Below are 14,580 nucleotides of genomic sequence, written 5' to 3'. Positions count from 1 at the left end.
AAAGCGAAAGGCTTGCGTTCCGGTGTATGAAGCAGAGTGGAATGAGAAGTTTCGCTTTACAAAAAACACAGACAAAGAGAGGAAATCACGATGGAAAAAATGAAAAATGTTTATATTATGGATCACCCGCTGATCAAACACAAAATTTCAATGCTCCGTGATAAAAATACAGGAACAAACGAGTTCCGTAAACTGGTGGAGGAAATCGGAATCCTGATGGGATATGAGGCGCTTCGTGATCTTCCTACAGAGGAAGTGGAAATCGAGACACCGATAGAAACCTGTAAGACACCGATGATCTCAGGTAAGAAGCTGGCAGTGATCCCGGTCCTCCGTGCAGGACTTGGAATGGTAAACAGCATTCTCACACTGGTACCGTCTGCAAAGGTCGGACATGTGGGACTTTACCGTGATCCGGTAACACATGAGCCCCATGAGTATTACTGTAAGCTTCCTGAATCTATTGACGAGCGTATTTCAGTGATCGTTGATCCGATGCTTGCAACCGGCGGTTCTGCCGAAGCTGCCATTGATTTTGTCAAGAAACAGGGCGGAAAGAATATCAAGTTTATGTGCATCATCGCAGCTCCTGAGGGACTGAAACGACTTCACGAGGCACATCCGGATGTACAGATCTACTGTGGTTCCCTTGACAGAGAGCTCAATGAGAACGCTTATATCTGCCCGGGACTTGGAGATGCCGGAGACCGTATTTTTGGTACTAAATAATTTTGAAAAAATCTAAAAAAATACTTGACACACCCGGCACTGTTATGGTATTGTACCTAAGAACGCTGCCGAAGACAGTAGGTGCCGTAAGGCATAAGGATCAAAACGCCTACCGAGGTCCAAGTATTCTGAGTTAAGATTACACAAGGCCTTATTGCGAAGCAGTAAGGTCTTTTTTTAAACAGATTGACTTATTGCGACGGCGGTATACAAAATCTATAAGGAGGTGTACCATTTCATGGCAAAAGTAGAACTGAAACAACCAATCGTAGAAGAGATCTCTAACAGCATTAAAGACGCACAGTCTGTTGTACTTGTAAACTACAGCGGTCTTACAGTTGAGCAGGATACAATTCTTCGTAAAGAGTTAAGAGAAGCTGGTGTTCAGTACAAGGTATATAAAAATACCATGATGCGTCGTGCATTCGAGGGTACAGCATTTGAGAGCCTCAGTGATCATTTACATGGCACAAATGCGATCGCTATCTCCGAGACAGACGCAACTGCTCCGGCAAGAATCCTTGCTAAATATGCAAAACAGTTCCCGGCACTGGAGCTGATCGCAGGTGTAGTTGAAGGTAACTACAATGATCAGGCCGGAATTCAGGCACTGTCCACAATTCCTTCAAGAGAGGAACTTCTTGGAAAACTGCTTGGAAGCATGCAGTCTCCGATCGCAAACTTCGCTCGTGTGCTTAATCAGATCGCAGAGCAGAACGGCGGAGCTGACGCAGCAGCTGCTGAGTAATCCCAGCAACGTGCAATTGGCGGCATAACGACCGCATGATTATTAATTAAAATTTATAAATGGAGGGAAATTAAAATGGCAAAATTAACAACAGAAGAATTTATTGCAGCAATCAAAGAATTATCTGTATTAGAGTTAAATGACCTTGTAAAAGCTTGTGAGGAAGAGTTCGGCGTTTCCGCAGCAGCAGGTGTTGTTGTAGCAGCAGCAGGTGCAGCAGGCGAGGCAGCTGAGGAGAAAGATGAGTTTGACGTAGAGCTTACAGAGGTTGGCGCTAACAAAGTTAAAGTTATCAAAGTTGTTCGTGAGGTTACAGGTCTTGGACTTAAAGAGGCTAAAGCTATCGTTGATGGTGCTCCGAAGGTTGTTAAAGAGGGCGCATCCAAAGCTGAGGCTGAGGACATCAAAACTAAACTTGAGGCTGAGGGAGCTAAGGTTACACTTAAATAATCCAGTCAGAATAAGAGCTTTGAGGCTGTTGTGCCTGCCGGTTTACCGGCGGCACAGCAGCTTTTTTAGTGAAAAAATCCAGGGTAAATCTTGCTTTTTGAAGAAAAAGAAAGGATAATAAAGGAGACAGGAAAGGGTGGATGGAATATGAAACGAAAAATAATGGCCTGTATCCTTGCTGCTGCGTTGGGAATCACAGGAGTTTCTTTTCCGACGGCAGCCAAGACAGTGTCTGTCGGAAAAAATGTAAAAAATATAAATGTAAACGTGAAAAATCCTCTGGATGAACTTCGGGCTCAGGAAGCTGCAATGCAGCAGCAGGAGGAGCTTGAAGAAGAGGAAAATATGCCGGAACAGGATCTGGATCCGCTTGTGCTGGATAACGATGGCAGTGTGGTTCCTGCATCACAGGCATCCTGGACAAAAATAGAGTCAGGTGCTGTAGAAGCAGTGGATGTATCAGAGGCACCGGGGGATGAGGAAATATCGGAAAATTCAACTGAAGACACATTTTCAGATGGAAGCACAGATGGAGATTTTGACACAAATAAGAATATTTCTGACAATGCAGCAACGGAAGCTGGCAGTGAGGATATTCAGACAGCAGATGGCAGTATCAGCGGAGAATTGCCGGCAGATTTTTCCGAAGGAACGGAGAATGGCGATAACGGTTCCGAAGAACTTCAGCTTCAGCAGGAAAACGGTAATGTAGAAAACGTCGCAGAGCCGGATAATAATAAAGCTGATGAAGGCGCAGGTCAGGCACAGGCTGATTTTACAGATGATGCCAATGCTGCTGGGGATTTTTCCGCAGGAGATGCTTCAGATGGAGAACTTGGAACTTATCAGACTGTGACTCTGGAAGTTGAGGAAGGACAGGATATCACAGCACCCTTGAACACACTGTTTCTTGAACTGAAAGATCAGGCCACAGATGAAAATCCCTGCAAGATCATAATTCCACCGGGAAATTATGAACTGACAGGTACACTTTGCATGTACAGTAATATGTACTTATATGCAAGAGACGCTAATATTACAAAAACGTCTACCACCAAACATCTGATCCTCCGTCTTGGAAATACCAAAGATTCAGAAGGCGGATATGATGGATATCGCAACATTGTGATCGATGGAGGAACCTGGGACTACAATTATCAGTGTGTGGAAAATAAGGATGCACCAGGCGGATTTGTGGGATTTTGCATTGGACATGCTACGAATGTTACGATTAAAAATGCTACATTTCTTAATAATCTGAAATCTCATTTTCTGGAATTTGGCGGAGTGAAAAATGCCAAGATCACAGGCTGTACATTCAGTGGCTATTATAAGAATTATGTGGAAGGCGGACAGGAATGTATTCAGATCGACTGCTGTACAGATGAGAGCAATGTTTTTCCGCAGTACAGACCTTATGATGGAACGACCTGTGAAGATTTTGTGATCGATGGAAATGTGTTCGAAGATGTCTTTACAGGGCTGGGAACGCACAGTATGATGTCCGGAAAAACATATAAAAGGATCACAGTTACGAATAATACTTTCCATAATGTAAAAAAACGCTGTATAAGGTTTATGAATTATGAAGATTCTACAGCAGAAAATAATACCATGGTAAATGTGGGAAATGGAGTGGACATTTCTTCTGTGAGCAGCAATACACACCAGACGCCAGGCTATGATGATGGGCCGGACATGCTGAAAAACAGGAATCTTCGTGTGGCAGGAAACTACATCAGTCTTGCCAGAACTACCAGTATTGGTGGAATTGCATGGATCTGCAGTGGTATAAAAGTTTCAGGCTATAATATGAAAAAAGATGGAGCTGTGCTCCCTAAAAAGATATATCCGGTGAAAGGTGTGACTGTAGAAGATAATCAGATCAGCGGATATGGAAACGGAATCAGCATGTCTCTTACTGACACAGATACCGTAACAGATAATCAGGTAACAATGAAAAAAACTTCTTCATATTCCAATTTTGGGATTTATGCCCAGGATTCCAGAGGAAGCGTTATCAGCAGGAATACAGTGTCCGGAACTGCAAATACGGGAATTTATCTCTCCGGTTCTGTCTATGCAGCAGGATCAGAACAGAGAAATCTTGTAGAGCAGAATACTGTTTCCGGAGCAGGCGGAGATGGAATTTATCTGCAATCTGTAAATACTTCATCCACTGCACAGAAGAATACTGTTAAATCAGTGGCCGGCTCGGGAATACGTGTAAATGCAGGAAAGAACAATAATGTTCTTGGTAATATCTGTTTATCCAACAAAAATCATGGCGTGAAAATTGAGTATGTGGCCGGCGGAGTAAGGGTAAAAAGCAATCGTGTGACATCAAATGCAAAAAGTGGTATTTTGCTCTGGAAATCAAAAGTATCCGAAGTATCAGGAAACCGTGCGGAGAAAAATAGGGGGAATGGTGTTTATGCATATGCATCTGTAATACCGGTCATGAAAAAGAATACATTTTGCGAAAACGGAAAGGTTCAGGCGGTATATGTAAAAAGCTGCAAAGGATGGAACGGCATCAACCGTCCTTCATGCAGAACTGTTACATCAAGAAGTACAGCTATAAGCGGAACTGCATCAGGCAGCCAGACAGTTATTGCATATGTGCAGCGTTCCGGAAAACAGACAAAGCTGGGTGTATCATCCGTAAACAAAAAGAAACAGTACGTTATTAAAATAAAGAAGCAAAAAAAGAATACTGCTCTGAAACTTGTCTCAAAAGATAAATACGGAAATACAGTAACAGTAAATACTGTTGTGAAGTAAGTATGTGTGATAAAAAAAGATTCTGTTCCGGATATCCATACATCGTATGTATAGAAGGAACAGAATCTTTTTTTTGAAAAATGTAAAAAAATCAAAAAAAGTGCTTGACACACTTTTTTTCTTATGTTAAAGTGGAGGATGCTATATTATGGCTAGATATGCCTGCCTAAAGGTCAGGCGGGATCATGTTGTAATAAATAATAAAAAAACAGGGGTGAAACGTCAATGGAAAAAAACAGAATTCGTTCTGTAAAAACTGGAAAAAGCATGCGTATGAGCTACCAGAGACAAAAAGAAGTCCTGGAAATGCCAAACCTGATCGAAGTTCAGAAAGATTCCTACCAGTGGTTTCTTGACGAAGGTTTAAAAGAAGTATTTGATGATATTTCTCCGATCGCAGATTACGGCGGAAAGCTCAGTCTGGAATTCATCGATTTCACATACGATGAAAAAGATGCAAAATATTCCATCGAGCAGTGTAAAGAACGTGACGTGACTTATGCCGCACCTTTGAAGGTTCGAGTAAGGCTGATCAATAAGGAAACAGAAGAGATCAACGAACACGAGATTTTCATGGGAGATTTACCGCTGATGACAGCTACGGGTACCTTTGTTATCAATGGTGCTGAGCGTGTTATTGTCAGCCAGTTAGTACGTTCCCCTGGAATCTACTACGCGATCGCTCATGATAAGCTTGGTAAGAGACTGTTTTCCAGTACTGTAATTCCGAACAGAGGTGCATGGCTGGAGTACGAGACAGATTCAAATGATGTATTTTATGTACGTGTAGACAGAACAAGAAAGGTTCCGATCACTGTTCTGATCCGTGCACTGGGCATTGGAACCAATGCTGAGATCATCGATCTGTTTGGTGAAGAGCCAAAGATCCTTGCCAGCTTTACAAAGGATACCTCCACAAACTATCAGGAAGGTCTCCTTGAGCTGTATAAGAAGATCCGTCCGGGCGAGCCGCTTGCAGTAGAGAGCGCAGAGAGCCTGATCATGGCAATGTTCTTCGATCCGAGAAGATATGACCTTGCCAAAGTCGGACGTTATAAATTTAATAAGAAGCTTCATTTCAATAAACGTATCGTAGGCCACAAGCTTTCTCAGGATGTTGTAGATACAACAACAGGTGAGATCCTTGCTGAGGCTGAGACACTTGTTACAAAAGAGCTTGCTGATACATTACAGAATTCCGCAGTTCCGTACGTATGGATCCAGGGTGAGGAGAGAGAGATCAAAGTCCTTTCCAGCCTTATGGTTGATATCCGTCACTATCTGCCGGAGCTTGAGGATCCGAAGTCCCTGGGTGTTACAGAATTAGTATACTACCCAGTGCTCGAAAAAATTCTGGAAGAAAATGACACATTTGAGGACAGATGTGATGCGATCAAACGTGATATCCACGACCTGATCCCGAAACACATCACCAAGGAAGATATCCTTGCGTCCATTAACTACAATATGCATCTGGAGTATGGCCTTGGTAACGATGATGATATCGACCACCTGGGCAACCGTCGTATCCGTGCTGTCGGTGAGCTGCTTCAGAATCAGTACCGCATCGGTCTTTCCAGACTTGAGCGTGTGGTACGTGAGAGAATGACAACACAGGACACAGAGAGTATTTCTCCGCAGTCCCTGATCAATATCAAACCTGTAACTGCAGCAGTAAAAGAGTTCTTCGGTTCTTCCCAGCTGTCACAGTTCATGGATCAGAACAACCCGCTTGGAGAGCTGACTCACAAGAGAAGACTTTCCGCACTGGGACCTGGCGGTCTGTCACGAGACAGAGCTGGATTCGAGGTTCGAGACGTACATTATTCCCACTATGGAAGAATGTGCCCGATCGAGACCCCTGAGGGACCGAACATCGGTCTTATCAACTCCCTTGCATCCTATGCAAGGATCAATCAGTACGGCTTCGTAGAGGCTCCGTACAGAAAGATCGACAAAACAGATCCTTCCAACCCGCGTGTAACCGATGAGGTTGTATACATGACAGCGGATGAGGAAGATAATTACCATGTAGCACAGGCGAATGAGCCGCTGGATGAAGAGGGACACTTCATTCATAAGAACGTTTCCGGTCGTTACCGCGAGGAGACACAGGAGTACGAGCAGCACATGTTCGATTACATGGATGTATCTCCGCGAATGGTATTCTCCGTTGCTACAGCCCTGATCCCGTTCCTGCAGAACGATGATGCGAACCGTGCGCTGATGGGATCCAACATGCAGCGTCAGGCCGTTCCGCTTCTTACAACAGAGGCTCCGGTTGTTGGTACAGGTATGGAGACCAAGACAGCTGTTGACTCCGGTGTATGCGTTGTTGCAAGAAAAGCAGGTACAGTACTTCGTTCCACATCTACAGATATCTCTATCAAGAATGATGACGGAACAAAAGATGATTATCATCTGACTAAATTCATGCGAAGCAACCAGAGCAACTGCTACAACCAGAGACCGATCGTGTTCCAGGGTGAGCATGTTGAGGCAGGACAGGTTATCGCGGATGGCCCGTCTACATCCAATGGTGAGCTTGCACTTGGTAAGAACCCGCTGATCGGATTTATGACCTGGGAGGGTTATAACTACGAGGATGCTGTTCTTCTTAGTGAGAAACTGGTACAGAATGATGTTTATACATCTGTCCATATTGAGGAATATGAGGCAGAATCCCGTGATACCAAGCTGGGACCGGAAGAGATCACACGTGACGTTCCGGGTGTCGGCGATGACGCTCTGAAGGATCTGGATGAGCGCGGTATCATCCGTATCGGTGCTGAGGTACGTGCCGGTGATATCCTTGTCGGTAAGGTTACTCCTAAGGGAGAGACTGAGCTTACTGCTGAGGAGCGTCTCCTTCGTGCTATCTTCGGTGAGAAGGCAAGAGAGGTACGTGATACTTCCCTTAAGGTACCGCACGGTGAGTATGGTATTATCGTAGATGCCAAGGTATTTACAAGAGAGAACGGCGATGAGCTGAGCCCTGGAGTAAATCAGGCAGTACGTATTTATATTGCACAGAAGAGAAAGATCTCCGTTGGTGATAAGATGGCTGGTCGTCATGGTAACAAGGGTGTCGTTTCCCGTGTACTTCCGGTTGAGGATATGCCATTCCTTCCAAACGGACGTCCTCTTGATATCGTGCTGAATCCTCTGGGTGTACCTTCCCGAATGAACATCGGACAGGTCCTGGAGATCCACTTGAGCCTTGCTGCCAAAGCACTTGGCTTCAATATTGCAACACCTGTATTCGATGGCGCAAACGAGGTTGATATCCAGGATACTCTGGAGCTTGCCAACGATTACGTTAATACGGAAGACTTTGAGGAATTCCGTGAGAAATATAAAGACATCCTTGCACCGGATGTTATGCAGTATCTCGATGAGAATAAAGCTCACAGAGCACTCTGGAAGGGCGTTCCGATCTCCAGAGACGGTAAGGTAAGACTTCGTGACGGACGAACAGGCGAGTACTTCGACAGCCCTGTAACGATCGGTCACATGCACTACCTGAAGCTGCATCATCTGGTAGATGATAAGATCCATGCACGTTCCACAGGTCCATACTCCCTGGTAACACAGCAGCCTCTGGGTGGTAAAGCTCAGTTCGGTGGACAGCGTTTCGGAGAGATGGAGGTTTGGGCACTGGAGGCATATGGTGCTTCCTACACACTGCAGGAGATCCTGACAGTGAAGTCTGATGATGTGATCGGACGTGTTAAGACCTATGAAGCGATCATCAAAGGTGACAACATTCCTGAGCCAGGTATTCCTGAGTCCTTTAAGGTACTTCTTAAAGAGCTTCAGTCTCTTGGTCTGGATGTACGTGTGCTCAGCGAGGACGGATCAGAGGTACACATTATGGAAACCTCTGATTACGGAGATACTGATCTTCGTCATGTCATCGAGGGCGATTCCAGAGGACGCAGAGATGAGGAGTCCTTCGGTAAACACGGCTACACCAAGCAGGAGTTCAGCGGAGAAGAGCTTGTCAATGTAGAAGAAGATGAGGACATGGAAGACGAAGATGATATGATCGAGTTTGAAGAGTCCTTTGATGATGAGGAATAAGAAAGGGGAAAGAATACATGGCAGAAACAACCAACGCCAATGAAACATATCAGCCAATGACTTTCGATGCCATCAAGATCGGACTGGCGTCCCCTGAGAAGATCAGAGAGTGGTCACACGGTGAGGTTTTAAAACCTGAAACGATCAACTACAGAACCTTGAAGCCTGAGAAGGATGGTCTTTTCTGTGAAAGGATTTTCGGACCGAGCAAGGACTGGGAGTGCCACTGTGGAAAGTACAAAAAAATTCGCTATAAAGGCGTTGTCTGCGACAGATGCGGTGTTGAAGTAACCAAATCTGCCGTTCGTAGAGAGCGTATGGGACACATCGAGCTTGCAGCTCCGGTGTCTCATATCTGGTACTTTAAAGGAATTCCGTCCCGTATGGGTCTGATCCTTGATATTTCTCCGAGAACACTGGAGAAAGTGCTTTACTTTGCTAACTATATCGTTCTGGATCCTGCAGATTCCGGACTTATGTACAAACAGGTACTCACCGAGCGTGAGTACCAGGAAGCACGTGAGTCTTACGGAGAAGGATTCCGTGTAGGTATGGGTGCCGAGTCCATCATGGAGCTCCTTCAGGCTATCGATCTTGAAAAGGATTCCGAAGAACTGAAGGCAGAGCTTGTGGATGCAACAGGCCAGAAACGTGCAAGGATCATCAAACGTCTTGAGGTTGTGGAGTCCTTCCGTGAGTCCGGCAACCGTCCTGAGTGGATGATCATGACCGTTATCCCGGTTATCCCGCCGGATCTTCGTCCTATGGTACAGCTGGACGGAGGACGTTTTGCAACATCTGACCTGAATGATCTTTACAGAAGGATCATCAACAGAAACAACCGTCTGAAAAGACTTCTGGAGCTTGGTGCTCCGGATATCATTGTCCGCAACGAGAAGCGTATGCTGCAGGAGGCTGTAGATGCCCTGATCGATAACGGACGCCGTGGACGTCCTGTAACAGGCCCTGGAAACAGAGCTCTGAAATCCCTTTCCGATATGCTGAAGGGTAAATCCGGACGTTTCCGTCAGAACCTTCTCGGTAAACGAGTTGACTATTCCGGACGTTCTGTAATCGTCGTAGGACCTGAACTGAAGATCTATCAGTGTGGTCTTCCGAAGGAGATGGCTATCGAGCTGTTCAAACCTTTCGTTATGAAAGAGCTTGTTGCCAACGGAACTTCCCACAACATCAAAAATGCCAAGAAAATGGTAGAGAAGCTTGAGCCGGCAGTATGGGATGTCCTTGAGGACGTCATTAAGGAGCATCCGGTTATGCTGAACCGTGCACCTACACTGCATCGTCTGGGTATCCAGGCATTCGAGCCGATCCTTGTAGAAGGTAAGGCGATCAAGCTTCATCCGCTTGTTTGTACCGCGTTCAACGCTGACTTCGATGGTGACCAGATGGCTGTACATCTTCCGCTTTCCCAGGAAGCACAGGCAGAGTGCCGTTTCCTTCTGTTATCACCGAACAACCTTCTGAAACCGTCAGATGGTGGTCCTGTAGCCGTTCCTTCACAGGATATGGTCCTTGGTATCTACTACCTGACACAGGAAAGACCTGGAAACAAGGGTGAGGGCAAGTTCTTTAAGAGTGTCAACGAGGCAATTCTTGCATATGAGAACAAGGTCATCACACTCCAGACAAAGATCATTGTCCATTGTCATAAGACAATGCCGGACGGAACTGTTTTAAGCGGCAATGTTCAGTCCACACTGGGACGTTTCCTGTTCAACGAGATCCTTCCGCAGGACCTTGGATTTGTGGACAGAAGCGTACCTGGAAACGAACTGCTTCTTGAGGTTGATTTCCTTGTAGGTAAGAAACAGCTGAAGCAGATCCTTGAAAAGGTTATCAATACTCACGGTGCAACAAAGACAGCCGAGGTACTTGACTCCGTTAAGTCTATGGGTTACAAATACTCCACACGTGCAGCCATGACCGTATCTATTTCCGATATGACCGTGCCGCCGCAGAAGCCGGAGATGATCAAGCAGGCTCAGGATACTGTTGACCGTATCACAAAGAACTACAAACGTGGTCTTATCACAGAGGAAGAGCGTTACAAAGAGGTTGTTGATACCTGGAAGAAGACCGATGATGAGCTTACAAAGGCACTTCTTACAGGTCTTGATAAGTACAACAACATCTTCATGATGGCTGACTCCGGAGCCCGTGGTTCCGATAAGCAGATCAAACAGCTTGCCGGAATGCGAGGACTGATGGCTGATACAACCGGTCATACCATCGAGCTCCCGATCAAGTCAAACTTCCGTGAAGGTCTTGACGTACTGGAGTACTTCATGTCCGCTCATGGAGCTCGTAAAGGTCTTTCTGATACCGCTCTTCGTACAGCCGATTCCGGATACCTGACAAGACGACTTGTTGACGTATCCCAGGATCTGATCGTTCGTGAGGCGGACTGCTGTGAGAACAGAGCAGAGATCTCCGGTATGGTCGTTCGTGGATTCATGGACGGAAAAGAAGAGATCGAGAGCCTTCAGGAGCGTATCACAGGACGTTTCTCCTGTGAGACAGTTAAGAATAAAGATGGAGAAATCCTTGTTAAAGCAAACCACATGATCACACCGAAGCGTGCAGCCCGTATCATGAAAGAGGGCGTAAGCAACCAGACAGGCGGACCGATTGACAAACTGAAGATCCGTACCATCCTTTCCTGTAAGTGCAAGGTTGGTGTCTGCGCAAAATGTTATGGTGCGAACATGGCTACCGGTGAGCCGGTACAGGTTGGTGAGTCTGTTGGTATCATCGCAGCACAGTCTATCGGTGAGCCAGGTACACAGCTGACCATGCGTACTTTCCATACCGGTGGTGTTGCCGGTGGAGATATCACACAGGGTCTTCCTCGTGTCGAGGAGCTTTTCGAGGCAAGAAAGCCGAAGGGTCTTGCGATCATCACAGAGATCCCAGGTGTTGCCACGATCAACGACACTAAGAAGAAACGTGAGATCATCGTAAACGATCCGGAGACAGGCGATTCCAAGACTTACCTGATCCCATACGGTTCTCGTATCAAAGTCCTTGACGGACAGGTTCTTGAGGCCGGCGATGAGCTGACAGAAGGTAGTGTAAATCCGCATGATATTCTGAGAATCAAGGGTGTGCGTGCAGTTCAGGATTACATGATCCGTGAGGTTCAGCGTGTATATCGTCTGCAGGGTGTTGAGATCAACGATAAGCATATCGAGGTTATCGTTCATCAGATGCTGAAGAAGATCCGTATCGAGGATAACGGAGATACAGAGTTCCTGCCAGGAACACTTGTTGATGTCCTTGATGTTGAGGAAGTTAACGAGAAACTTGAGGCAGAGGGCAAACAGCCGGCAGAGGGCAAACAGGTTATGCTTGGTATTACCAAAGCATCCCTTGCTACAAACTCCTTCCTGTCAGCAGCATCCTTCCAGGAAACAACAAAAGTCCTGACAGAGGCTGCTATCAAAGGTAAGATCGATCCGCTGATCGGTCTGAAAGAGAACGTTATCATCGGTAAGCTGATTCCTGCAGGTACAGGTATGAAGCGTTACAGTGAGATCAGTCTTGACACAGGAATGCCGGAGGTAAAAACAGCTTCCGAGGAGCCTGAGGATACAGAGGAAATTTCCGTAGAGGAAGAGAAGACTGAGACTGCTCCGGAGGAAGAGACCATTGCTGTTGAAGAGACAGCAGAGGAAACTGCACCGGTAGAAGAATAAGTCGATATACCTTGCTAATATAAATAAATCTCCCCCCGGAAATCCGGAGGGAGATTTCTGTTTATAAGCAGGGATTTTCTGAGAGAGGAGGGATTGCGATGGACAAGGAACTGCCAATTTCCCCGTGGCCGGAATGGAAGATCGTAAGCAAGATCGGGGAAGGCTCTTTTGGAAGAGTGTATAAAGCTCAGAGAACTGAGAAGGGACGTTCTTTTTACTCGGCAATTAAGATAATCACAATCCCCGCCAGTAAAGGGGAGCTGGACAGTGTGCGCTCAGAATCCGGTGATGAAAAATCTGTCCGCGGTTATTTTGAAAATCTGGTGGAGGAGTGCATTCAGGAAGTAAGCACCATGGAGTATTTCCGGGGAAATTCCCATATTGTATCTGTAGAAGATTACAAGGTGATGGAATATCTGGACGAGATCGGATGGGATATTTTTATCCGCATGGAATATCTCACAAGCTTCATGGAATATTATGCGGGAAAAAATCTCACAGAAAAAGAAGTGATGAAGCTGGGTATCGATCTTTGCAGATCACTGGAATACTGTGGGCAGCTTCACATCATCCACAGGGATATCAAACCTGAGAATATTTTTGTATCCAGGTTCGGGGATTTCAAGCTGGGGGACTTTGGAATCGCCAGAGAACTGGAAAAAACCATGAGTACCCTTTCCAAAAAGGGAACTTATTCCTATATGGCGCCGGAGATGTACAGGGGAGAACAGTACGACAGCAGAGTGGACATTTATGCACTTGGCCTGGTGTTATATAAACTGATGAATCATAACAGGCTTCCGTTTCTGAATCTTGAAAAACAGCTGATCACATACAGAGATAAGGAGAACGCACTCACGAGGAGGATGTCAGGCGAAACACCGCCACCCCCTGTGGATGCAGGAGAGGCTTTCGGCTCCGTTATCTTAAAAGCCTGTGCTTATGATGCAAAAGAACGATATCAGACTCCTGATAAGTTTCGGGAAGCACTGGAAGAAATCCGGTATGGAGCGGCAAACAGAGAACAGGGAGTTCATGAGAAACCGAAACCAGTGGAGGAAAGACCTGTTCCGGAGTCCATGCCGAAGTTTCTTCAGGAGGGTGCAGCCAGACAGCTGGCAAGAACGAGTCAGCTGAATACGGATGCGATCCGTCAGGCACGTAAAAATCCTGTGCCGGTATCCATACAGCCGGATAAACCGATAGCCGGAGAAATAGCAAAAAATGCAGCCCGGAATACGCCAAAGGCTCAGAGCACAATACAGAAGCCTCAGAAATCTGCATCCGGAAAAACAGCATCCGAAAAGGATAGCCTGTCCGGTTATCCGTCAGGACGTTCCCGTCAGTCAGATCCCGGTATAAGAAAAACCGGAGCTGTAAAGCCCAGAGTTACCTCTATCACAGATCTGGAAGACGACCGTGACCAGAATCTCCAGGAGTGGGAAGAATCCGTACCAGAGAATGACGGAAATGACGATGACAGAAGGAAACGGAAAGGTATTTTCAGAATGCTTATAACAGCCGGGATCCTTGTTGTGTTGATCGGCGGGATCCTTGCGGTACGAACGATACGGAAACCTGTGGATAACGGGGAACCTTCGTATACAGATTCCGATGATTCTGATGCTCTGAACAAAGGAAATTTCGGTACTGCAGACAATTCGGATAAAAGTTTCGCACAGGCAATGGAAACGATACGTGACCATGCGACAACCATAGAAAATGCTCTGGACAGCTATAGACGTGAAGGTACAGAGGGGGATCGCCTGCGCTTTTATAATGGATCAGGAGAGATCGCCAAAGTACTTGTATATCCCGGCAGTTCCGCAGATGGCGTTTATGAGGAATATTTTTACTGGGGCGAGCAGATGTTTTATACTTATGTATGGGACGGAGATGAGAAGCAGTATTTTTATTATCAGGACGGCCTTCTGATCCGATGGATCGATGCAGATGGTAAGGTTCATGATAAAGAGAGCGATAACGACAAATATGTAGAACTGGGAGACAAATACTGGAGTAATTCTGTAGTGGAGCTTCAGCAGTAATGTCGAAGGGTTTTTACGAAAG

7 protein-coding genes and 1 other annotated feature are annotated in these 14,580 nt (G+C 46.0%); all 7 genes read left to right on the top strand.

The window, feature by feature from the left end:
* The first annotated feature begins 99 nt into the window (after positions 1–99).
* The 7 genes from upp to NQ489_RS16270 all read left to right on the top strand — a co-directional run bounded on the left by upp (position 100) and on the right by NQ489_RS16270 (position 14,558).
* On the top strand, positions 100–729 hold the full coding sequence (gene upp, locus NQ489_RS16300) for a uracil phosphoribosyltransferase (RefSeq protein ID WP_044961929.1): 630 nt from the start codon (positions 100–102) through the stop codon (positions 727–729).
* Between the two features lie 50 nt (positions 730–779).
* Positions 780–916 (top strand) — a sequence feature (ribosomal protein L10 leader region).
* Positions 917–967: 51 nt separating this feature from the next.
* Positions 968–1,477, top strand: a complete 510-nt coding sequence (rplJ, locus tag NQ489_RS16295; protein ID WP_021652200.1) for a 50S ribosomal protein L10 — start codon at positions 968–970, stop codon at positions 1,475–1,477.
* 75 nt (positions 1,478–1,552) lie between these two features.
* Positions 1,553–1,927, top strand: coding sequence for a 50S ribosomal protein L7/L12 (gene rplL, locus NQ489_RS16290; RefSeq protein ID WP_015526302.1), 375 nt, complete (start codon positions 1,553–1,555; stop codon positions 1,925–1,927).
* A 147-nt stretch (positions 1,928–2,074) separates the two neighbouring features.
* Positions 2,075–4,711 (top strand): right-handed parallel beta-helix repeat-containing protein, encoded by a 2,637-nt coding sequence (locus tag NQ489_RS16285; RefSeq protein WP_156906931.1) that lies wholly within the window; start codon positions 2,075–2,077, stop codon positions 4,709–4,711.
* 225 nt (positions 4,712–4,936) lie between these two features.
* A complete protein-coding gene (gene rpoB, locus NQ489_RS16280; RefSeq protein WP_021652198.1) occupies positions 4,937–8,794 on the top strand; it encodes a DNA-directed RNA polymerase subunit beta in 3,858 nt (1,285 codons plus the stop codon).
* A 17-nt stretch (positions 8,795–8,811) separates the two neighbouring features.
* Positions 8,812–12,510 carry a DNA-directed RNA polymerase subunit beta' gene (rpoC, locus tag NQ489_RS16275; protein ID WP_015526299.1) on the top strand — a complete coding sequence of 1,233 codons (3,699 nt, stop codon included), beginning with the start codon at positions 8,812–8,814 and terminating at the stop codon, positions 12,508–12,510.
* Between the two features lie 98 nt (positions 12,511–12,608).
* Positions 12,609–14,558, top strand: coding sequence for a serine/threonine protein kinase (locus NQ489_RS16270; protein ID WP_021652197.1), 1,950 nt, complete (start codon positions 12,609–12,611; stop codon positions 14,556–14,558).
* Positions 14,559–14,580 lie beyond the last annotated feature (22 nt).

The organism is Blautia sp. KLE_1732_HM_1032 (genome assembly GCF_025147905.1).
GTDB lineage: Bacteria > Bacillota > Clostridia > Lachnospirales > Lachnospiraceae > Blautia_A > Blautia_A fusiformis.
The sequence above is the reverse complement of the archived record's forward strand: the minus strand, read 5'-3'. Positions and strand labels throughout refer to the sequence as shown.